The sequence below is a fragment of the Pantoea sp. X-Soil-TKNS-1280 genome, assembly GCF_059730475.1.
The window spans coordinates 325,502-347,736 of sequence record NZ_AP035962.1 but is presented as its reverse complement, the minus strand read 5'-3'; the positions used below and the strand labels follow the sequence as shown (position 1 = coordinate 347,736).

Annotated in this window: 20 protein-coding genes; 8 read left to right on the top strand and 12 right to left on the bottom strand. The window is 56.2% G+C overall.

Annotation, left to right across the window (positions count from 1 at the left end; translation table 11 throughout):
- Positions 1–42: 42 nt before the first annotated feature.
- The 3 genes from ftsX to ftsY are packed head-to-tail and all read right to left on the bottom strand — an operon-like array spanning position 43 to position 3,063.
- Positions 43–1,026: a permease-like cell division protein FtsX gene (ftsX, locus tag AC6I8X_RS01565; RefSeq protein WP_416413247.1), complete on the bottom strand. Its 984-nt coding sequence runs from the start codon at positions 1,024–1,026 to the stop codon at positions 43–45.
- Positions 1,016–1,684 (bottom strand): cell division ATP-binding protein FtsE, encoded by a 669-nt coding sequence (gene ftsE / locus AC6I8X_RS01560; protein ID WP_084871797.1) that lies wholly within the window; start codon positions 1,682–1,684, stop codon positions 1,016–1,018. The genes ftsX and ftsE overlap by 11 nt, the downstream gene beginning before the upstream one ends.
- Positions 1,685–1,689: 5 nt before the next feature.
- The gene (gene ftsY / locus AC6I8X_RS01555; protein WP_497840442.1) at positions 1,690–3,063 is read right to left on the bottom strand and encodes a signal recognition particle-docking protein FtsY; all 1,374 of its coding nucleotides are present in this window, start codon (positions 3,061–3,063) and stop codon (positions 1,690–1,692) included.
- Positions 3,064–3,293: 230 nt separating this feature from the next.
- On the opposite strand from ftsY, the gene rsmD reads away from it, so the two are divergent.
- Positions 3,294–3,884 carry a 16S rRNA (guanine(966)-N(2))-methyltransferase gene (gene rsmD / locus AC6I8X_RS01550; RefSeq protein WP_332668069.1) on the top strand — a complete coding sequence of 197 codons (591 nt, stop codon included), beginning with the start codon at positions 3,294–3,296 and terminating at the stop codon, positions 3,882–3,884.
- Entirely contained in the window at positions 3,884–4,153 is a 270-nt protein-coding gene (locus AC6I8X_RS01545; protein WP_497840441.1) for a DUF1145 family protein, read from the top strand. Before rsmD ends, AC6I8X_RS01545 begins: the two co-directional genes overlap by 1 nt.
- An 18-nt stretch (positions 4,154–4,171) precedes the next feature.
- Here AC6I8X_RS01545 and AC6I8X_RS01540 read toward each other — a convergent pair whose 3' ends face one another.
- A complete protein-coding gene (locus AC6I8X_RS01540) occupies positions 4,172–4,528 on the bottom strand; it encodes a DUF2500 domain-containing protein (protein ID WP_313687072.1) in 357 nt (118 codons plus the stop codon).
- 165 nt (positions 4,529–4,693) lie between these two features.
- Here AC6I8X_RS01540 and AC6I8X_RS01535 point away from each other — a divergent pair, with 165 nt between their 5' ends.
- Complete coding sequence (locus AC6I8X_RS01535; RefSeq protein ID WP_313687070.1) at positions 4,694–5,323, top strand: lysoplasmalogenase; 630 nt, start codon at positions 4,694–4,696, stop codon at positions 5,321–5,323.
- A gap of 93 nt (positions 5,324–5,416) precedes the next feature.
- Entirely contained in the window at positions 5,417–7,678 is a 2,262-nt protein-coding gene (locus tag AC6I8X_RS01530; protein ID WP_497840440.1) for a zinc/cadmium/mercury/lead-transporting ATPase, read from the top strand.
- Positions 7,679–7,697: 19 nt separating this feature from the next.
- Here the strand turns inward: AC6I8X_RS01530 and tusA are convergent, their stop codons facing one another.
- Complete coding sequence (tusA, locus tag AC6I8X_RS01525) at positions 7,698–7,949, bottom strand: sulfurtransferase TusA (protein ID WP_313687066.1); 252 nt, start codon at positions 7,947–7,949, stop codon at positions 7,698–7,700.
- Between the two features lie 195 nt (positions 7,950–8,144).
- On the opposite strand from tusA, the gene AC6I8X_RS01520 reads away from it, so the two are divergent.
- Positions 8,145–8,810, top strand: a complete 666-nt coding sequence (locus tag AC6I8X_RS01520; RefSeq protein WP_084871790.1) for a 7-cyano-7-deazaguanine/7-aminomethyl-7-deazaguanine transporter — start codon at positions 8,145–8,147, stop codon at positions 8,808–8,810.
- 117 nt (positions 8,811–8,927) lie between these two features.
- Entirely contained in the window at positions 8,928–9,485 is a 558-nt protein-coding gene (locus AC6I8X_RS01515) for a DcrB family lipoprotein (RefSeq protein WP_310618061.1), read from the top strand.
- Between the two features lie 37 nt (positions 9,486–9,522).
- On the opposite strand, the gene glgP is transcribed toward AC6I8X_RS01515, so the two are convergent.
- The 5 genes from glgP to glgB all read right to left on the bottom strand — a co-directional run bounded on the left by glgP (position 9,523) and on the right by glgB (position 18,955).
- Positions 9,523–11,970, bottom strand: coding sequence for a glycogen phosphorylase (gene glgP, locus AC6I8X_RS01510; RefSeq protein ID WP_497840439.1), 2,448 nt, complete (start codon positions 11,968–11,970; stop codon positions 9,523–9,525).
- Positions 11,971–11,991: 21 nt separating this feature from the next.
- A complete protein-coding gene (glgA, locus tag AC6I8X_RS01505) occupies positions 11,992–13,425 on the bottom strand; it encodes a glycogen synthase GlgA (protein ID WP_084871787.1) in 1,434 nt (477 codons plus the stop codon).
- Positions 13,426–13,486: 61 nt separating this feature from the next.
- Complete coding sequence (glgC, locus tag AC6I8X_RS01500; protein ID WP_497840438.1) at positions 13,487–14,782, bottom strand: glucose-1-phosphate adenylyltransferase; 1,296 nt, start codon at positions 14,780–14,782, stop codon at positions 13,487–13,489.
- Positions 14,783–14,792: 10 nt separating this feature from the next.
- A complete protein-coding gene (glgX, locus tag AC6I8X_RS01495) occupies positions 14,793–16,772 on the bottom strand; it encodes a glycogen debranching protein GlgX (RefSeq protein WP_497840437.1) in 1,980 nt (659 codons plus the stop codon).
- A complete protein-coding gene (gene glgB / locus AC6I8X_RS01490) occupies positions 16,772–18,955 on the bottom strand; it encodes a 1,4-alpha-glucan branching enzyme (protein ID WP_313685811.1) in 2,184 nt (727 codons plus the stop codon). Before glgB ends, glgX begins: the two co-directional genes overlap by 1 nt.
- Positions 18,956–19,063: 108 nt before the next feature.
- Between glgB and AC6I8X_RS01485 the strand changes: the two genes are divergently transcribed.
- Positions 19,064–19,240, top strand: coding sequence for a hypothetical protein (locus tag AC6I8X_RS01485; protein WP_208713649.1), 177 nt, complete (start codon positions 19,064–19,066; stop codon positions 19,238–19,240).
- A gap of 67 nt (positions 19,241–19,307) precedes the next feature.
- On the opposite strand, the gene asd is transcribed toward AC6I8X_RS01485, so the two are convergent.
- Complete coding sequence (gene asd / locus AC6I8X_RS01480; protein WP_313685814.1) at positions 19,308–20,417, bottom strand: aspartate-semialdehyde dehydrogenase; 1,110 nt, start codon at positions 20,415–20,417, stop codon at positions 19,308–19,310.
- A 221-nt stretch (positions 20,418–20,638) separates the two neighbouring features.
- Here asd and AC6I8X_RS01475 point away from each other — a divergent pair, with 221 nt between their 5' ends.
- On the top strand, positions 20,639–21,232 hold the full coding sequence (locus AC6I8X_RS01475) for a YhgN family NAAT transporter (RefSeq protein WP_313685816.1): 594 nt from the start codon (positions 20,639–20,641) through the stop codon (positions 21,230–21,232).
- A gap of 51 nt (positions 21,233–21,283) precedes the next feature.
- Here the strand turns inward: AC6I8X_RS01475 and panS are convergent, their stop codons facing one another.
- Positions 21,284–22,201, bottom strand: a complete 918-nt coding sequence (gene panS, locus AC6I8X_RS01470; protein WP_313685818.1) for a ketopantoate/pantoate/pantothenate transporter PanS — start codon at positions 22,199–22,201, stop codon at positions 21,284–21,286.
- Between the last annotated feature and the right edge of the window lie 34 nt (positions 22,202–22,235).

Below are 22,235 nucleotides of genomic sequence, written 5' to 3'. Positions count from 1 at the left end.
CGGCAGCAGAGGACTATTATACCAAAAAAATGTGTCAGGCGTTTACTGCGGCGTAAATCGGCGTAAATGTTGTACTGTCGCCAGCCAGGCGGCAATCCAGCCAATAATCGCGGCAATCAGCAGCAGTAGCAGCCCTTCATCCCAGGAAAACCCTTCCAGAACAAAGGTGGTGCCGAACACCGTGGCCACCTGCGCCACCACGGATTGCAGACGCAGCACCAGCACTTCCGACAGGATCAGCGACAACACCGCTCCGCTAAAGCCAAGTAAGGCACCGCCATACAGGAACGGACGCAGAATAAAGCCGTCGGTGGCACCGATCAGCTTCTGCACATTAATGGTATCGCGACGGGCAAAGATGCTGAGACGCACGCTGTTGCCAATCACCAGGAACACCGCAATCACCATCAACAGGCCGATCATCGAGGCAATTTGCCCGACCAGACCCGTCAGCGCCGCCAGGCGGGCAAACCAGCTGTCGTCCATCCGCACTTCATCCACGCCCTGCACTTTCGCCACGCGATCGCGCAGATTCGCCATGGTATCGGAGTTCTGGAAATTCAGTTTTGGCGTGATGATCGCCACGGCAGGCAACGGATTCTGTTCCAGCATGTCCATCGCCCCACCAAAACCAGACCAGTTGCGGAACTCGTTGAGCGCCTCTTCACGCGTCAGATAATTGACGTTATCCACACCATCCAATTGTTTAAGCTGCGCGGTGACGTTTTCTGCCGCAGTGTCATCCAGCGTTTTGGAGAGATACACCGTCAGCTGCGGCGCTGGATACCACTGGGTCGCCGCCTGACTGACGTTTTTCCACACCATATAGCAGACACTCGGCAGCGTCAGCGAGATAGCGATAACCATCACCGTCAGCAGCGTTGCCAGCGGCTGACGCCACATATCAGACAGCGTGCCACGCAGCGCATAGCGCCACTGTTCCTGCCAGCCGCCCTTCAGCGCTTTGCTTTTCGGCTGTTGCTTCGCTTTCGGCGCGGGTGTGCGCTTATTGCGTTTATTGACCATCATGGCCTCCGTGCAGGCGTCCCTGATTAAGCGTCATCATGCGGTAGTTACGCCGGGCGATCAGCCCCATATCATGGGTCGCCATTAATACCGTGACACCCACGCGGTTGAACTCTTCAAACAGGCGCAAAATATCTTCTGACAACGCTTCATCGAGGTTACCGGTCGGTTCATCCGCCAGCAAAACTGCGGGCTTATTCACTACGGCACGGGCAATCCCGACGCGCTGTTGTTCACCGCCAGAGAGCTGAATCGGGAAACTTTTCGCTTTGTCGAGCAGGCCGACTTTATCCAGCGCCGCTGACACGCGACGACGGATGTCCTCACCGCTGGCACCCGAGATAATCAGCGGGATTGCCACGTTGTCATACACTGAACGGTCCATCAGCAGATGGTGATCCTGGAAGATCATGCCAATCTGGCGACGTAAAAAGGGCACTTCGCTATTCCGCAGCCGGGTAATGTCGTGCCCGCTGAACCAGATCTGCCCGGCGCTCGGGCGCTCAATACCACAAATCAGCTTCAGTAAGGTACTTTTCCCCGCGCCAGAGTGGCCGGTCAGAAACGCCATTTCGCCGGGGCGCAGATGGAAATCCACACCCTGGAGCGCCTGGCGTCCGCCCAGATATGCCTTACTGACCTCTTCAAAGCGAATCATCCCAATTAGTCCTCTCGGGCAAACAGTGCCTCAATAAAGTCTGCGGCCTTAAACGGCCGTAAATCCTCGATGCCTTCCCCGACACCGATATAACGAATCGGAATACCGAACTGATCGGCAACCGAGAAGATCACACCACCTTTCGCGGTGCCATCCAGTTTTGTTAGCGTGATGCCCGTCAGACCCACCGCCTCATGGAACAGTTTGGCCTGGCTAATCGCGTTTTGCCCGGTGCTGGCATCAATCGTCAGCATCACTTCGTGCGGCGCATCTTCATCCAGCTTTTTCATCACACGGGTGATTTTCTTCAGTTCTTCCATCAGGTGCGATTTGTTCTGCAGACGACCCGCCGTATCGGCAATCAGGACATCAACGTTACGCGCTTTCGCCGCCTGGATGGCATCAAAAATCACTGACGCGGAATCGGCACCGGTATGCTGCGCGATAACCGGGATGTTATTGCGCTGGCCCCAAACCTGAAGCTGCTCAACCGCAGCGGCACGGAACGTATCGCCTGCCGCCAGCATCACAGATTTACCTTCGGCCTGGTACTGACGCGCCAGCTTACCGATGGTGGTGGTTTTACCCACACCATTGACACCCACCATCAGAATGACAAATGGCGTTTTGCCCGCGACATCCAGCGGTGCATCGACTTTATCGAGAATGCCGGCCATCTCTGCCTTCAGTAAACCGTATAAGGCTTCTGCATCGCGTAGCTGTTTACGGTTCGCCTGCTGGGTCAGATTGGTGATAATGCGGCGCGTGGTTTCGACGCCAACATCAGCAATCAGCAGCTGTTCTTCCAGCTCCTCAAACAGATCGTCATCGATTTTCTTGCCGCGGAACAGCCCGATAAATCCGGAACCGAGGTTTTCACGGGTTTTTACCAGACTGCGTTTCAGACGGGCAAAGAAGCCCTCTTTGGTTGGACGCTCCTGCTCTTGTTGAACAATCGGCGCGGCGGCCAGCGGCAGATCGCTAACGGTATCCTCAGCTTCCGCTTCCTCAGGTGCCGTTTCAGCCAGTGCCAGCGCTTCCAGTTCTTCATCGCTTAGCGCGATGTCGTCGTCCTGCGCCAGCGCTGCAGCCTCTGGTTCTTCTTCAATCGGCGCAACCTCAGGTTGAGCGATCGCTACCGGCACAATCTCTTCTTCAACGACGGTAATAACCGGCTCGGCCTGCTGTTCGGCCACCTGTTCAGTGACGGCGACCGTTGCTTCAGCCTGCGCTTCGGCGCGATCTAACGCGCTCTCCTCAACGGCTGGCTCTTGGGCGACTTCAGCAGGTTGCTGCTTCTCTTCCGCTGGCTGTTGCGTCTCTTCTTCTTTGCCAAAACCTAGCCAGGAAAAAAAGCCGCGTTTTTTCTCTTTTGCCATTGTGTGACCACACTCCTCGATGGCTTATTCCCGGTAGCACGCTGTTCCCAGGGGATAAAAAATTCAATTTACAGGTTGTGAGCCGCGTAAAAATCAGTGAATTACGCGCGCCATACCAACTCACTAGTCTAACACTTTCCAGCCAGCGCACCACAGCACCCTTTTTTACGTTTCTTCTGCCTGCCACGCCCGTTAAACTACGCAACAAATTATGACGAGTTGTGAGCAAAATGAGTAAATCCCCCCGCAGCAGCGGCGCTGCTGGTCAGATCCGCATCATTGGTGGCCAGTGGCGCGGCCGCAAATTGCCGGTCCCCGATAGCGCGGGCCTGCGTCCGACCACCGATCGGGTACGAGAAACCCTGTTTAACTGGCTGGCCCCGGATATTCAGCAGGCACGTTGCCTGGATTGTTTTGCTGGCAGCGGCGCGCTCGGACTGGAAGCGCTATCGCGTTTTGCCGCCTCCGCCACGCTGCTGGAGCTGGAACGCCCGGTGGCGCAGCAACTGACGCAGAATCTGCAAACGCTGCGTGCCAGTAACGGTAAAGTCGTCCAAACCAATACGCTGCAATGGCTGAGCCAGCCGGGTGAGCCTTTTGATGTGGTGTTCGTCGATCCGCCATTTCGTAAGGGGTTATTGCAGGAGACGCTGGCCCTGCTGGAGCAGAACGGCTGGCTGGCGGAAGATGCGCTAATCTATGTCGAAAGCGAAGTGGAACATGGCGCGCTACCGGTGCCTGCTAACTGGGATCTTTATCGCGAAAAAATTGCCGGTCAGGTCGCCTATCGTTTATACCAACGCCAACAAGGAGATGCGTGATGTGGCTTAATCTGGGACGTTTATTGATGCTCTGCGTCTGGGCATTTTTACTGCTAAATCTGGTGCATCCGTTTCCTGTGCCGCTGCGCTATTTTGTGCATGTCGCGCTGTTCTTTATGGTCATCATGCACGGATTGCAGCTGGTGTTGCTGCGCGCCACGCAGCCGAAAGAAGCACCAAAGCTGGGACGAGCCACGCAATGGAAGATATTCTTTTTCGGCGTATTTGAACTGCTGGCATGGCAGAAGAAACATTACCCGAAAGGGTAATGTTTCTTCCCGTACCGATCAGGGCACCGGCGTAAAACTCACAAACCGGCTGCCCTGCATTTTCAGCTCGCCCTTCACGCCTTTATCCATCTGATGATAATCGCCAGCATTGATGATCAATTTGAAATCCCCGGCACCATTCAGAGGATGGAACCAGGCTTCATAGCGCATATCTTCCCCGGCAATCACTTCGCGCTGACGCGAACGGCGGTTCGGTGACGGATATTCACGCTTGGTTTTGATTTCCACACTCAGAGAGCGGATCGGAGAAGCATCGTTCACCGCGGTTTCGCGGCGCTGTTTGATAAACTGACGGGTCGCCAAAACGGCAATAATCGCCAGAACGATAAAAAAGAGTAGCGGTGGTTTGCTCATGTTTTCGCTCGTGCTTTGCGTTAATGTCGGAAAGGTAAAGACGACAAAGCATACAACCAGAGTTGCCCGATTGTCACATTCATCGCCGGTAACATACACTGGGTTGGCGATTTTGGGAAAATTCATCAGACTGGCGGACAACACGTCCAGAAAAAGGGAGAAAACATGCTTTGGTCTTTCCTTGCCGTACTTTTTTCCGGTTGGCTCTATGTCGATGCAACCTACCGTGGCCCCCAATGGCAGCGCTGGTTATTTAAACCTGTCACCCTGCTGCTACTATTAGCCTGGGCCTGGCAAGCGCCCACCTTCAACACCACCGACTATCTGATTGTGGCTGGCCTGGTCGCCACGCTGCTTGGCGATGCTCTGACGCTTTTGCCACGCCAGCAGATGCTGTATGCCCTCGGGGCGTTCTTTCTTTCGCATCTGCTGTACACCATCAGCTTCGCCGCGCATATGACAGTGAGTTTCTTCTGGCCGATCCCGCTAACGCTCTTGATCATTGGCGTGGTGCTGATTGGTATCATCTGGACGAAACTGGAGGAACTGCGCTGGCCGGTTTGTACCTTTATCGGTATGACGCTGGTAATGAACTGGGTGGCCGCCGAGAACTACTTCTTCCGTCCGACTGATTACAGCTTCTCGCTGCTGGTCGGTGCCGGGCTGTTGCTGCTGGCGAATATCGTCTGGTTTATCACGCATTACCGCCGCCGGGTCAGTGCCGACAGTGCTATCGTTGCGGCCTGCTACTTCGCCGGTCACTTCATGATTGTGCGTTCTTTGTGGATCAACTGAAGAAAAAGTAACCTTAGTGCTTGACTCTGGAGTGCACTCCAGAGTGTAGCATCAGGGTACGGGTTAATGCCCGTCCCTGAATCCGGAGGTTACATGCATCAACATTCTCACCCCTGCGGCTGTGGTAAAAACCACAGCAAACCGCAGCCACTGTGCGGCATCAGCAGCGCCCGCCCGGTGACGCTCCAAATTTCCGCCGCCCAACCGGTAACGCCTGAAAGCAGCTGTGACTGCTGCAATAGCGGCAGTCCCGGCGGCGACGCCGACGAAGAGAGCGACAGGCTCGGCCCTGGCACCCAACAATTCCGCTGGCAAATTGCTGGCATGGATTGCCCGAGCTGCGCACGCAAAATCGAAAACGCGGTACAAAAACTGCCGCAGGTGCACACCGCCCGCGTCATCTTTGCCAGTGAAAAACTGGTCGTTGACGCAGAAAATGATATTCGTCCAGCCATTGAGCAGGCGGTGAAAAACGCTGGTTTCAGCCTGATTTCCTCCGATCCGCAGATTCAGCCCAGCCGTTTACAGGAAAATGCCGGTTTGCTGCTGCTGGGCGTGCTGATGCTCGCCAGCTGGCTGCTGAGCCTGGCCTCGCCCGTCTGGGGCGATCGTCTGTTTATTGCCACCACCTTAGTTGGCCTGCTACCGGTCGCGCGCAGTGCCTGGCGTTTGCTGCGCAGCGGCTCCCCCTTCAGTATCGAAACCCTGATGACACTGGCCGCCGCCGGTGCGCTGGTGATTGGCGCACACGCTGAAGCGGCGATGGTGCTGCTGCTGTTCCAGCTGGGCGAAAGACTGGAAGCCTATGCGGCCACCCGCGCTCGCCGTGGGGTGACTGCACTGATGGCGCTGCGTCCCGACACCGCCACCCGTGTGCGCGGCACGCAGCGCCAGCAGGTCGCACTGGCGGATTTGCAGCCCGGCGATGTGATTGAAGTCGCCGCCGGGGGTCGCTTACCCGCCGATGGCGAGCTGCTTAGCCACAGCGCCAGCTTTGACGAAAGTGCCCTCACCGGTGAATCAATACCTGTGGCACGCCAGCCTGGTGAAACGGTGATGGCCGGGGCCACCAGCGTTGATCGTCTGGTGACGCTGAAAGTGCTCTCGGAACCGGGTCACAGCGCCATTGACCGCATCCTGCAACTGATTGAAGAAGCGGAAAGCCATCGCGCGCCGGTGGAGCGTTTTATTGACCGTTTCAGCCGTCTCTACACCCCGGCGATTATGCTGCTGGCGTTGCTGGTGATGGTTCTGCCGCCGCTGCTGGCTGGCACTGAGTGGTTGCCATGGATCTATAAAGGGCTGACATTGCTGCTGATCGGTTGCCCCTGTGCGCTGGTGATCTCCACTCCGGCAGCCATCACCTCCGGCCTGGCTGCCGCTGCACGTCAGGGCGCATTGATCAAAGGTGGCGCCGCACTGGAACGACTCAGCCGCGTCAGGATGATGGCGTTCGATAAAACCGGCACGCTGACCGAAGGTAAGCCACAGGTCACCGATATCGTCGCTTTCAGCAACGAGCAGCAAGAGCAATTGCTGGCGCTGAGCGCGGCGGTTGAACAGGGTTCCAGCCATCCACTGGCGCTGGCCATCGTGGCGGAAGCGATACGTCGGCGGCTTACCCTGCCCGCCGCCAGCAACCAGCAGGCACTGGCAGGCAGCGGGATTCAGGCGAATATTCGCGGTATCAGCTATCAGTTGCTGGCACCGCGTGAGGTAACAAACCTGGCTGATGAACAGCAGCTGAGCATCGCGCAGTATGAAGCGCAGGGCAAAACCGTGGTGATATTGTTGCAGGATGCACGTCCGCTGGGTCTGCTGGCGTTGCAGGATCGATTGCGCGCAGAGGCGGTTACCGCCCTTGCCGCACTGCAAAAACTGGGCATCAGCAGCCTGATGCTGACGGGTGATAACCCTCGCGCCGCTGCGGCGATCGCGGCAACGTTGCAGATTGATTATCGCGCCGGTCTGCTGCCTGCGGACAAAGTCACTGCTGTACGTGAGCTGGATACGCAACATCCGCTGGCGATGATTGGCGATGGCATCAACGATGCTCCGGCGATGAAAGCCGCCACGTTGGGCATTGCGATGGGAAGCGGGACTGATGTGGCACTGGAAGCCGCCGATGCGGCACTGACGCAAAACCGCCTGGCGATTCTGCCGCGCACCGTGGCACTGGCCCGCCGTACACGTCGTATTATCCGTCAGAATATCGCGCTGGCGCTCGGGCTGAAGGCATTATTCCTGGTGACGACATTGCTCGGTTTTACCGGCTTGTGGCTGGCGGTGCTGGCAGATTCCGGCGCTACCGCGCTGGTCACCGCCAATGCGCTGCGGTTACTGCGTTCGCGCTAGCCGTAACGGATGCCTGATATCAGGCATCCGTTCCCTTTTGGATCAGGTACTGATACGGCAGGGTTTCCGTCTGCTGCGCCAGCAATGTATGTTCCATAAAACGGCAAAAGCCGGGAATATCACGCGTGGTGGCCGGATCGTCGGCAATAATCAGCAGGGTTTCACCCGCCTGCATCTGACGCACCGTTTTGCGCACCATCATCACCGGCTCCGGGCAACGCAGGCCAAGGGCATCGAGGGTGTGGTCCGGCGCGGAAAAAAGATCGCTCATGATTCTCTGTCTGTTAACAAGTAAGGCCGCTCATTCTAGCGCGCCCGGTGACCAGCGCAAGACGATAACGGTTGCGTTAATATTAACCATTGCATAAATCGCACAGCGCGATAAGATGCCGCCGATTTTTCGTTTACCGTCGCAGCAGGCTGTGGCGTTTTGGGTTCCCTCACCCCAACACTAAAAAGGCTTAATATGATCGCTTTTTCTCCACGTCAGCGCATGTTTGCGCTGTTCTGGCTGTCGCTATTCCACTTGCTGGTGATCACCTCCAGTAACTACCTGGTGCAATTGCCGGTGGCCATTTTTGGCTTCCAGACCACCTGGGGTGCCTTCAGCTTCCCGTTTATTTTCCTCGCCACCGATCTGACCGTGCGCATATTCGGCGCGCCGCTGGCCCGTCGTATTATCCTGGCGGTGATGGTCCCGGCGTTGGTGATCTCTTATGTCGTCTCCTGCGTGTTTTACCAGGGCGAATGGCAAGGCTGGGCAGCGCTGGAACAGGTGAACCTGTTCGTGGCGCGTATCGCCAGCGCCAGCTTTATGGCTTACGCGCTGGGGCAGATTCTGGATGTACACGTCTTTAACCGTCTGCGCCGCCTGCCACAATGGTGGATTGCGCCAGCAGCAGCGATGTTTCTGGGCAATATCAGCGATACGCTGGCCTTTTTCTTTATCGCTTTCTATAAAAGCCCGGATCCGTTTATGGCTCAGCACTGGGTGGAAATCGCGCTGGTGGATTACAGCTTCAAAGTAATGATCTGCATGATTTTCTTCCTGCCGGCCTATGGCGTGCTGCTCAATGCAGCGTTAAAGCGTCTGGCGGAGCGTTCGGCCCAGCGTCAGCTCAATTTCGGCTAATTGCACGTAGTACGATCCTCTGCTGCCCGCTAAGATTTCCTGACAAACCGGCGGTTGCTTTTAGCCGCCGATTTCGATTTGATAACATCCGACTGGAATCTTGTGAAAGGGATAGGAATGCGTAACTTAGTGAAATATGCGGGCATTGGCCTGCTGGTGCTTGGCCTCGCGGCCTGTGACCAGAAGAAAGATGACGCAGCTGCGGCTGACAATGGCGCCAGCGCCAGCCAGTCAAGCCAAACGGTTAATCTGCTGGATGGAAAACTGAGCTTTACCCTGCCAGCGGGCATGTCTGATAAGAGCGGTAAACTCGGTTCAGAATCGGCCAATATGCATGTGTATGCCGATCAAACCGGCGCTCGTGCCATTATCGTGATTGCCGGTGACCCGACCACTGACGCGCTGGATACGCTGTCACAGCGTCTGGAACAGCAGCAGCGCAGCCGCGACCCGCAGTTGCAGGTGGTGTCGGACAAAGCGGTGACGCTGAGCGGACAGCCTGCTCAGCAGCTGGATACGGTGATTTCCGCCAATCACCAGACCTCCTGGTCGTCAGTGATTATGGCGAAAGTGGATGACAAATTGCTGACCATCCAAATCACCCTGCCTGCGGATAACCAGCAGCAGGCGCAAAGCGATGCAGACAGCATCGTGAAAAGCATCACCCTGAAATAAACCCCGTAACGGCGCGATAAATCGCGCCGTTACCTTGTTACAACCTTACCGCCGAAATATGCCAGATCTCATCGGCATACTCCTGAATGGTCCGGTCCGCCGAGAAATAGCCCATATTGGCGATATTCAGCGCCGCACGCCGCTGCCATTCGTCTGGCTGGCGATACAACTTATCCACCTTATCCTGCGTATCAACATAGCTGCGATAATCCGCCAGTAGTTGGTAGTGATCGCCGAAGTTAACCAGCGCATCAAACAAATTGCGGTAGCGGCCTGGCTCCTGTGGGCTAAACACACCGCTGGCGATTTGCGTCAGCGCCTGATGTAGCTCGGCATCCTCTTCGTAATATTTACGCGGGTTATAGCCGTCACGGCGCAGCTTCTCCACCTGTGGCGTGGTGTTACCGAAGATAAAGATATTCTCCTCACCCACATGTTCCCGCATCTCAACGTTCGCACCATCCAGCGTGCCGATGGTTAACGCCCCGTTCAGCGCAAATTTCATGTTGCTGGTGCCCGAGGCTTCCGTACCCGCCGTGGAGATCTGTTCGGAGAGATCCGCCGCCGGGATAATGATCTGCGCCAGGCTGACGCCGTAGTTCGGAATAAACACCACTTTCAGCTTGTTCTTCACATCGGGATCGTTGTTGATCACCTTCGCCACATCGTTGATTAGATGGATGATGTGCTTCGCCATGTAATACGCCGAAGCGGCTTTACCGGCGAAGATATTGACGCGCGGCACCCATTCCGCAGTGGGATCGGCCTTGATACGGTTATAGCGCGTGATGACGTGCAGTACATTCAGCAACTGACGTTTGTATTCATGGATACGTTTGATTTGCACATCAAACAGCGCGTGCGGATCGAGCACAATATCAAGGTTTTTCGCCACCCAATCGGCAAGCCGTTTTTTGTTGGCAAATTTGGCATCGGCAATTTGTTCGATAAACGCCGGGAAATCAATCTGTGGCGTGAGATCGCTGAGCTGGCTGAGATCGGTGCGCCAGGTACGGCCAATCGCCTCATCCAGCACCTCAGAAAGCGCCGGGTTGGCCAGCGCCAGCCAGCGACGCGGGGTGACGCCATTGGTTTTATTACAGAACCGGCCCGGGAACAGTTTGGCAAAATCGGCAAACAGCGACTGCACCATCAACGTGGAGTGCAACTCAGAAACACCGTTGACCTTGTGGCTGACCACCACCGCCAGCCATGCCATACGTACCTGGCGGCCATTGTTCTCATCAATGATCGAGATACGCGACATCAGATCCCAGTCATCCGGGTAATATTCCTGAATGGTTTTCAGGAAATAGTCATTGATTTCAAAGATGATGCTGAGATGACGCGGCAGGATCTTGCCGATCATATCCACCGGCCAGGTTTCCAGCGCTTCCGTCATCAACGTATGGTTGGTGTAGGAGAACACCTGGCAGGTCACTTCAAACGCATCATCCCAGCTGAATTTCTGTTCGTCGATCAACAAGCGCATCAGTTCGGGAATCGCCAGTACCGGATGGGTGTCGTTGAGGTGAATGGCGATTTTGTCCGCCAGATTGTCCCAGGTCTGGTGCATTTGCCAGTGACGATGGAGGATATCCTGAACCGTTGAGGAGACGAGGAAATACTCCTGACGCAAACGCAGTTCGCGGCCAGAGTAGGTTGAGTCATCGGGATACAGCACCCGCGATACGTTTTCCGAGTGGTTTTTATCCTCTACCGCCGCGAAGTAATCCCCCTGGTTGAATTTACCGAGGTTGATCTCGTTACTCGCCTGCGCGCCCCAGAGTCGCAGTGTGTTGGTGGCATCGGTGTCATAACCGGGAACGATCTGATCATAGGCAATCGCCAGGATCTCTTCGGTTTCGATCCAGCGCACCCGACTGCCTTCGTGTTGCAGACGGCCACCGAAACGCACTTTGTAGCGGGTATTAAACCGCTGAAATTCCCACGGGTTACCGTATTCCAGCCAGTAATCCGGCGATTCACGTTGTTGCCCGTCAACGATATTCTGCTTAAACATGCCGTAATCGTAGCGGATGCCGTAACCCCGTCCCGGCAGGCCTAGCGTGGCGAGCGAGTCGAGGAAGCAGGCCGCCAGACGTCCGAGGCCACCGTTGCCCAGGCCCGGATCGTTCTCTTCTTCCATCAGTTCGCTGAGATCCAACCCCATCTCATCCAGCGCCTGGTTGAGATCGTCATAAATCCCCATTGCCAGCAATGCGTTGCCCAGCGTACGTCCCATCAGAAATTCCATCGACAGGTAATACACCTGGCGAACATCCTGCGACAGCTGCGCACGGCTGGAACGCAGCCAGCGCTCGACCATACGATCACGGACTGCCAGCAGCGAGGCGTTGAGCCATTCATGCTTATTGGCGATGGAAGGGTCTTTGCCGATAGTGAACATCAGCTTATAGGCTATCGAGTGCTTCAGCGCATCAACCGTCAGGGTGGGTGAGGCATAGGTGAAAGGTGCGTTCATATCAAGTATCCCAATCTCTCATTACAGCAAACGTTGATAAAGATCGCGGTAGGCTTGTGCTGCCACCTGCCAACTAAAATCCATCCCCATCGCCTGACGCTGAACAAAGCGCCACAGGGAAGGACGGGACCACAGTACAAATGCGCGCCGGATCGCCCGCAACAGCGACCAGGCATTACTGTCTTCGAAGCTGAAGCCACTGGCGATGCCATCGGCCAGGTTTTCCAGCGAACTGTCATTCACCGTATCGGCCAACCCGCCGGTACGACGTACCAGGGGCAGCGTGCCGTATTTCAAACCATAAAGTTGTGTCAGACCGCACGGTTCGAAACGGCTTGGCACCAGAATCACATCCGCCCCACCGACGATACGGTGCGAGAACGCTTCGTGATAACCAATCTGCACGCCGACACTGCCGGGATGCTCTGCCGCTGCCGCCAGAAATCCCTGCTGCAACTCCGCATCCCCCTGGCCGAGCAACACCAGCTGACCGCCCTGCGCCAGCAAACCGGGTAACGCCTCCAGCACCAGATCCAGGCCTTTTTGCCGGGTCAGGCGGCTGATGACGCAAAATACCGGCACTTTGTCATCCACCTTCAGCCCCATGGCAATTTGCAGCTGACGTTTGTTTTCGGCCTTGCTCTCTAATGTGTCGCGGTTGTAACGCGCGGTCAGCAACAGATCATGCGCCGGGTCCCAGATTGCCGGATCGACGCCGTTAAGCACACCGCTCAATCGTCCTTCGCGCAGGCGCTGTGCCAGCAGCGCTTCCATGCCGTAGCCAAACTCCGGGCGGGTGATCTCCAGCGCGTAAGTCGGGCTGACAGCAGTGATATGATCGGCATAAAACAGGCCAGCCTTGAGGTAAGAAATCTGGCCGTAAAACTCCAGCCCGTGCATATTGAAAAATGCACGCGGCAGCTGAATCTGTTCCAAATGATTGGCTGAGAACAATCCCTGATAAGCCAGGTTGTGCACGGTAAACACCGACTTCGCCGGACGGCCACGCGCTTCCAGATATGCGCAGGTTAATCCGGCATGCCAGTCATGCGCATGCACGATATCGGGTCGCCAGAAAGTATCCAGTCCACAGGCCAGTTCACAGCCCATCCAGCCGAGCAGCGCAAAACGCAGATAGTTATCGACATAGGCGAACTGTGATTCGTCGTGGTACGGACTGCCGGGGCGTTCATACAATCCCGGCGCATCAATTAAATAAATGCCAACACCGTTGAAATGTCCATAAAGTAAACGAACAAACCCGGCAAAGGTGGGCAGTTCCGCCACAATTTCCGTATCCGGAATCCCTTTACGCAGATCAGGATACGCGGGAAGCAGTACCCGCGTATCCGTACCACCGGCAATCTGTGCCTGCGGTAATGCGCCGACAACATCAGCCAACCCGCCCGTTTTCAAAAGCGGGAAAAGTTCTGAACAGACATGTAAAACCTGCATCCTGGACCCCTTTTGTGTTATCGCCCGCGCTCCACGCGTCGATTGTCTGTGTGCTTTTTCGTTATCTGCCTACGGCACCCGCCAGCCTGGCTAACATGGTGCGCGTCACCAGAACGATGCCCTCTTCTGAACGGTAAAATCGGCGGCTGTCTTCATCCGGGTTTTCGCCAATCACAATGCCTTCTGGCAACACGCAGGCGCGATCAATCACGCAGCGGCGCAGACGACAGGATCGACCAACCACCACATCAGGCAGCAGCACCGAAGAATCGATATTGCAAAACGAATTGACGCGTACGCGCGGGAACAGCACCGAATTCACCACCACGGAACCGGAGATGATGCAGCCGCCGGAAACCAGCGAATTCATCGTCATACCGTGGCTGCCAGAGCGATCCTGCACAAACTTCGCCGGCGGTAACGGTTCCATGTGGGTGCGGATCGGCCAGGTATGGTCATACATGTCCAGTTCCGGTGTGACGGAAGCTAAATCCAGATTGGCACGCCAGTAGGCTTCGAGCGTTCCGACATCACGCCAGTAGGGTTCGGCAGATTCGTCACTCTGCACGCAGGACAAGGTGAAGGAGTGCGCGTAACCCTCGCCCCTGGCCACGATTTTCGGCAGCAAATCTTTACCAAAATCGTGATTGGACTCGGGTATCTGCGCGTCTTCTTCCAGCAGCTGGTAGAGATAATCCGCGTCAAACACATAAATCCCCATGCTGGCCAGTGCCTTGCTGTCATCGCCGGGCATTGACGGGGGAACGGGGGGTTTTTCCACAAAATCGACGACGTTGTTGTCGGCATCGACTGCCATCACGCCAAAAGCCGTGGCTTCTTCCAGCGGCACGGGCATGCAGGCGATGGTGCATTTAGCCCCCCGATCCACATGATCCAGCAGCATGCGTGAGTAATCCATTTTGTAGATATGATCCCCGGCGAGGATCACGATGTACTGCGCGTTATAACGGCGAATAATGTCGAGGTTTTGCGTTACCGCATCCGCCGTGCCGCGATACCAGTGATCGGTGGATAAGCGCTGTTGTGCAGGCAGCAGATCGACAAATTCGTTCATCTCTTCATTGAAAATCGACCAGCCACGCTGGATATGCTGCACCAGCGTATGTGACTGATATTGCGTAATCACGCCAATGCGCCGGATGCCGGAATTGAGGCAATTGGACAGCGCAAAGTCGATGATGCGGAACTTCCCGCCAAAGTGCACCGCAGGTTTGGCGCGTTTGGCTGTCAGGTCCTTCAGGCGAGTACCACGGCCCCCGGCAAGGATCAGGGCCACCGTCTGTGTAGGGAGCTGGCGTGCCAGCATCAGATGATCTGTTCTCTCTAAATTCACCATGTCTGACTCCTTATGATTGCTTTTGGAACACACACACACCGTGTGCGGGCCCGTGCCAGACAGTTGTCAAAATGGGGTTATCTTCCCCGGCGAATGGAGGAATGGCGCGCCACTCTCCGTCTGGTAAGGCGAGGTCACTCACCGCATCCGTGGCGTTAATTGTTATTAACCAGCGGCTGGAGAGCAGGATCTGCATTCTGTGCGCCCCCTGTCCCCACTCCTCCTCCTCCAGTGGTTTGCCGCTGGCATTGAACCACTGCACGTTGCCATCGCCTTCCTGCCACCAGCGATCTGCGGTCAGCGCGGGAATGCGCAGACGCAGATGGATTAACGCGGCAGTGAAGTCGATCAGTCCTGAATCATCCTGTTGCCAGTCCAGCCAGGTCAGCGGGTTGTCCTGACAATACGCATTGTTGTTGCCATGCTGGCTGTGGCCGCGTTCGTCACCGGCCAGCAGCATCGGCGTGCCCTGCGCCAGCAACAGCGTCGTCAGCAACGCATGCACGCTGAGCCGCCGCCGCTCGACAATATCGAAACTGACATGCAGCCCTTCATGCCCGTGGTTATTGCTGAAGTTGCTGCTGTTGCCGTCGCGATTGTCCTCGCCGTTAGCCTGATTGTGTTTATGGTTGAAACTCACCGCATCACGCAGCGTAAAGCCGTCATGGGCAGTGATCAGATTGATACTGGCGTGCGGCAGACGTGTCGCACGCTGAAAAACGTCGCTGGAGGCGGCAAAACGCCGGGCAAAATCACCGTTGTTTAGCTCACCAAGCAGCCAGTAGCGCCGTGCCGAATCACGAAAGTGATCGTTCCACTCGGCAAACGCTGGCGGATAATTGCCGACCTGATAGCCGCCGGGACCGACATCCCAGGGTTCGGCGATCAGTTTCACGTTGGACAAAATCGGGCAGGCTTTAATGGCCGCAAACAGCGGCGCATCCTGACGGAATTCCGGCGTACGCCCCAGCACCGAGGCCAGATCAAAACGGAAGCCGTCAATGTGGCAGTCACGCACCCAATGGCGCAGCCCTGCCAGCACCCATTCCATCACCTGAACATCGCTGAGATTGAGCGTGTTGCCACAACCGGTCCAGTTCTGGTACTCGCCCTGCCCGTTAAGCCAGTAATAACTGGCGTTGTCGATGCCCCGCATCGAAATCACCGGGCCGATTTCATCCAGCTCGGCGGTGTGGTTAAACACCACGTCGAGAATCACCTCGATACCCGCCGCATGCAGCCGTTTTACCGCCTGCTGAAACTCCTGCAACGGCGTCAGGCCATCTTCACCCGAGGCATAACGCGGATCGACCGCCCAGAGCGCCACCGGGTTATAGCCCCAGTAATTACTCAGCCCCAGCCGCAGCAGACGCGGCTCACTGGCAAAGTGGGCGATCGGCAACAGCTCCAGCGCCGTGATACCGAGATGGCGCAGGTGCTTAACCATAACAGGATGCCCCAGTGCAGCATAAGTCCCGCGTATCCTTTCCGGAATTTCCGGATGTTGCCTGGTTAACCCGCGGACATGCGCTTCATAAATCACCGTTTTGCCCCACGGAGTACGCAGCGGCTGGTCTTCATCCCAGGCAAAATCTTCGGCGATCACCAGCGATTTTGGCGCGATCGCCGCATTATCCTGCTTGTCCGGCGTGGTACTGCCGTTGAAAAAACGGGGATCGTCCGGCACATCACCGACCACCGCTCTGGCACAGGGATCCACCAGCAGCTTCGCCGGGTTAAAACGATGCCCCTGCGCGGGCGCCCACGGGCCATGCACCCGATAGCCATAACGCTGGCCCGGTTTCAGCCCGGGAAAGTAACCATGCCAGATATCGCCGCTACGTTGCGGCAGCGGGAAGCGACGTTCCACACCATGATGGTCAAACAGGCACAGCTCAACCTTTTCCGCATGGCGGGAAAACAGCGTGAAATTGACGCCGTGACCATCATAGTTCGCGCCCAGCGGTGCGGGCTGCCCGCTTTCCAGCATTATTCGCCCTCCCGCACCAGCCAGACCGTCGCCAGCGGCGGCAGGGATAAACTGAGGGATTGCGGACGCCCGTGACTCTCAATGTCGTCGGTATGAACCTGGGGGTTACGCAGGTCGCTGCCATGATAGTCATGCTGGTCAGTATTCAGCACTTCGCGCCAGCTACCAGCCTGATTCACACCAAAGCGATAGTGAAGACGGGGTACCGGGGTGAAGTTACTGACCACAATGACCTCGTTGCCCTCACGATCACGTCGTGCAAAGGCAAACACCGAGTTCTCATGATCATCCACCACCAGCCATTCAAAGCCCTGCGCATCGAAATCGAGCTGATACAGCGGCGTGTAGTGACGATAGGTGTGGTTGAGATCGCGCACCAGCCGCTGCACGCCGTGGTGCCAGTTATCCGCCCCTTCCAGCAAATGCCAGTCCAGGCTGGTGTCATGGTTCCACTCTTTGCCCTGGGCAAACTCACCGCCCATAAACAACAGCTTCTTACCGGGGAATGCCCACATCCAACCGTAATAGGCACGCAGGTTAGCAAACTTCTGCCAGGGATCGCCCGGCATACGATCCAGAATGGAGCGTTTGCCATGCACCACTTCATCATGGGACAGCGGCAGCACGAAGTTTTCGGTGTAGTTGTACAGCATACCGAAGGTCATCAGGTGGTGATGGTAGCGTCGGTGCACCGGGTCATGCTTCATGTAATCCAGCGTGTCGTGCATCCAGCCCAGGTTCCACTTGAACCAGAAGCCAAGCCCCCCGGCTTCCGGCGGCCTGGACACGCCAGGATAGTCGGTAGACTCTTCCGCTACCGTGATACTGCCGGGTGCCGCGCGCCCGAGGATACGGTTGGTGTAACGCAGGAAGGAGATGGCCTCAAGGTTATCGCGGCCACCGTATTGATTGGGGATCCACTCACCTTCAGCGCGGCTGTAATCGCGATAGATCATCGATGCCACCGCATCGACCCGTAACCCATCAATGCCAAAGCGCTCCAGCCAGTACAGCGCATTGCCGGACAGGAAATTGCTCACTTCACGGCGGCCAAAGTTGTAGATCAGCGTGTTCCAGTCCTGATGGTAGCCTTCACGAGGGTCGCTGTGTTCATACAATTCGGTGCCATCAAACTTCGCCAGACCGAAGTCATCGCTGGGGAAGTGGCCTGGCACCCAATCCAGTAGCACGTTGATGCCTGCCGCATGGGCGCTGGCAATAAACTGACGGAACTCGTCACGCGTGCCGAAACGGCGGGTGGGCGCATACATGCCGAGCGGCTGATACCCCCAGCTGCCATCAAACGGATGTTCGTTAATCGGTAGCAATTCAATATGGGTAAAACCCATCTCTTTGACATAAGGAATCAGCTGTTCCGACAACTCTTTGTAACTTAGCCAGAAGTTATTCTCGGTGTGTCGCCGCCAGGAACCGAGGTGCACTTCGTAAATCGATATCGGCGCGTCGAAACCATTCGCCGCTTTACGTTCCGGCGTCATCTCGGTTTTCGGCGGCAAGCCGCAGATCATCGATGCCGTCTGCGGGCGCATCTGCGCCTCGAACGCAAAGGGATCGGCTTTGATCCGCATCTGGCCATAAGCATCGATGATTTCGAATTTATACAGCTGGCCATTAAACGCTCCCGGTACAAACAGCTCCCAGATGCCCAGTTCACGCCGGAAACGCATCGGATGGCGGCGGCCATCCCAGTAGTTAAATTCACCTACCACCGAGACGCGCCGGGCGTTAGGTGCCCAGACGGAAAAACGCGTACCGCTGACGCCATCGATCGTGGTGCCGTGTGCACCGAGGGTTTCGTAGGGACGTAAATGGGTGCCTTCCGCCAGTAACCAGGCATCCATTTCTTCCAGCAGCGGACCAAAACGATAGGCATCATCGATCAGATTCTGTTGACCATGCCAGTTCACCGCCAATTGATAGCGAAACAGATTTTTACGGCGCGGGATCACACCACAAAAGAAACCACGTGAGTCGAGACATTCAAGCTGGGCGCATTTACGTCCGGTGTTGGTTTCAATCACCCACACCTCTGACGCATCAGGCAGTAAAGCCCGCACCTCCAGACCTTCTGCGGTCTGGTGCATCCCCAGAAGAGAAAACGGATCGGAATAATTACCCGCAAACAGGGCATTGATCGCCTGGCGATCGGGAAGCTCTGACATGATTTCTTCCTGTGACATTTGGCAGGCGAACTGCGTCAGACGTTAAGCCTTATCAGATGCGCTGCTCATCATTGAGCCATGAGTACAGAGCAAGGAAGGATACCGTCCGTGGAAAAAATCTTTGCTATGTACAACAACCATTCAGTACGGAAAGCAAAACAACCAACTACCGGCACATCATTGTTAAATCATAGCTTGGGGCTGGCAGAAGCCAGGGGGGATCGCAAAAAATTATTTTCGGGTGAGCAAAAAGGGGAAGCCGATCACTTGTCAGGCGTAATTTAGGTTAAGTGTTGCAGCCTGAAATGCAAAAAAGGCCGGGAAACCCCGGCCGATATTTATCGCGTTACGCTTAGTCCACCAGCAGACGCAGCATACGGCGCAGCGGTTCAGCCGCGCCCCACAACAGCTGGTCACCGACGGTGAAAGCCGAAAGGTATTCCGGCCCCATGTTCAGTTTACGCAGACGACCCACTGGTGTCGCCAGGGTGCCGGTGACTGCCGCCGGGGTCAGTTCACGCATGGTGATCTCACGATCGTTCGGCACCACTTTCACCCATTCATTGTGGGCAGCCAGCAGTTGTTCAATTTCAGCCAGCGGCACATCTTTTTTCAGCTTCAGCGTAAACGCCTGGCTGTGGCAACGCAGTGCACCCACGCGCACACACAGGCCATCGACCGGGATCACTTTCTGGCTGCCGAGGATTTTGTTGGTCTCGGCCTGGCCTTTCCACTCTTCGCGGCTCTGGCCGTTTTCCAGCTGTTTGTCGATCCACGGAATCAGGCTGCCCGCCAGCGGTACGCCGAAGTTATCGGTCGGCAGGGTACCGGAACGGGTGAAATCGGTCACGCTACGCTCGATTTCGAGGATAGCCGAGGCCGGATTCTGCAATGATTTCGCCACGTGGTCGTGCAGCATGCCCATCTGGGTCAGCAGCTCACGCATATGACGCGCACCGCCACCGGAAGCCGCCTGATAAGTCGCCACGGAGGTCCACTCCACCAGGTCGTTAGCGAACAGGCCGCCGAGTGACATCAGCATCAGGCTTACGGTGCAGTTACCACCAACAAAGGTTTTGATACCGCTGTCGAGGCCCTGACGAATCACCTGATGGTTGACCGGATCGAGAATAATGATGGCGTCATCTTTCATACGCAGCGTCGAAGCGGCGTCAATCCAGTAACCCTGCCAGCCGCTGGCGCGCAGCTTCGGATAGACTTCACTGGTGTAATCGCCGCCCTGGCAGGTGATAATGATGTCGAGCGCTTTCAGCGCATCAATATCAAAAGCATCCTGAAGCGCACCGGTGGACTTACCACCGAAGGTCGGTGCCGCCTGGCCCAGTTGCGAAGTGGAGAAGAAGACCGGATTGATCACATCAAAATCACGTTCTTCGCTCATGCGGGACATCAGCACGGAGCCGACCATACCACGCCAACCAATAAAACCTACATTCTTCATTTTCTGTCCGTCTCGGGCGCTTCTTGAGAGGCCCTGTCTGGTGCGAGGGAAAAAACCAGCCGGATTAACCTGCCGGTCTGCGTAATAATCAGGTTTACCTATGACCCTCAACTCTACAAAATGCTGCACTTCTGGCAAGTGAATTAATTCGATTGCGCTAACTTTTTCAGCAGCGCAACTAATAACGGCGTTTTACGCCGCAAAGGGATGGTTAAACACAAATGACTGAAATGATTTCCGCCACCATATTATTGCTGCTGATTATGGACCCGCTGGGTAACCTGCCGATTTTTATGTCGGTTTTGAAGCATCTGGAACCGAAACGTCGCCGGATGGTATTGATCCGTGAAATGTTGATTGCGCTGGTCTTGATGTTGCTGTTTTTATTCGCCGGTGAGCGCATTCTGGCGTTTCTTAATCTGCGCACGGAGACGGTATCGATTTCCGGCGGCATCATTTTGTTCCTGATCGCCATCCGCATGATTTTCCCTTCAGCCGAGAGCAACAGTACCGGTTTGCCTGCCGGTGAGGAGCCGTTTCTGGTGCCGCTGGCGATTCCGCTGGTCGCCGGGCCGTCACTGCTGGCGACGCTGATGCTGCTGTCGCATCAATATCCCAACCAAATGCTGCATCTGGTAGGGGCGCTGATGATTGCCTGGGGCGTCACGGTAGTGATTTTGCTGCTGTCCGGGTTGTTTCTGCGTCTGCTGGGCGATAAAGGCGTGAATGCGCTGGAACGTCTGATGGGGTTGATTTTGATTATGCTGGCAACGCAGATGTTTCTGGATGGGATTCGTGCTTACCTGAAGCTGTAAGGCTCGGACCTGTCACGGCGCGATAAATCGCGCCGTGACAGGTGCAGGTCGTTATTTTTTGTTAATCGGTTTGCCTGACCAGTAACCGGCCAGCAGCGAACCCGACAGGTTGTGCCATACCGAGAACAGCGCGCCAGGCAGCGCGGCCAGCGGCGAGAAGTAAAGTTTGCCCAGCGTTGCCGCCAGACCGGAGTTTTGCATCCCCACTTCCAGCGCCAGGGTACGGCAGGTGGATTCGTCAAAGCCAAACAGCTTGCCGCCCCAGTAGCCACCCAGCAAACCAATGGCGTTGTGCATAATCACCGCGGCGATCACCACCAGGCCGACCGAGCCGATAAAGCCCTGACTGCCCGCAACGACCGCGCTGATGATCAGCAGAATACACACCATGGAGAACGCCGGCAGATAAGGTTCGACACGACGTACCACGCTGTTCATCGAGTGATGGATAATCAGGCCCAGCCCAATCGGGACCACCACGATTTTAACGATACTGAGCAGCATGCCGACCACATCCACCTGAATATGGGTATCGACATAGAAACGCGTCAGCAGCGGCGTGGCGAATACGCCGACCAGTGCCGAGACCGAGGAGATGGTCACGGACAAAGCTACATCACCCTTCGCCAGATAAATCATCACGTTAGACGCGGTACCACTGGCAACGCTGCCCACCAGAATCATGCCCGCCGCCAGGTCCGGCGGCATCTGGAATAACTTCGCCAGACCCCAGGCAGCCAGCGGCATCACCAGATAATGCAGGAAAGTCCCGGCGATTACCGGAGCTGGACGCACCAGCACGCGTTTGAAATCATTGATATTTAGCGTCACGCCCATGCCAAACATAATCAGCATCAGCAGATACGTCACCCACGGGCCAATGCCAAGGAAGGTAGACGGTGAATAATAGGCCGCGACGGAGAGCAGCACAGCCCAAAGCGGGAACAGGCGGGTAATTTTGCCGAGCATGGACGAACTTCCTTATGCAGGTTTTATTATGTCA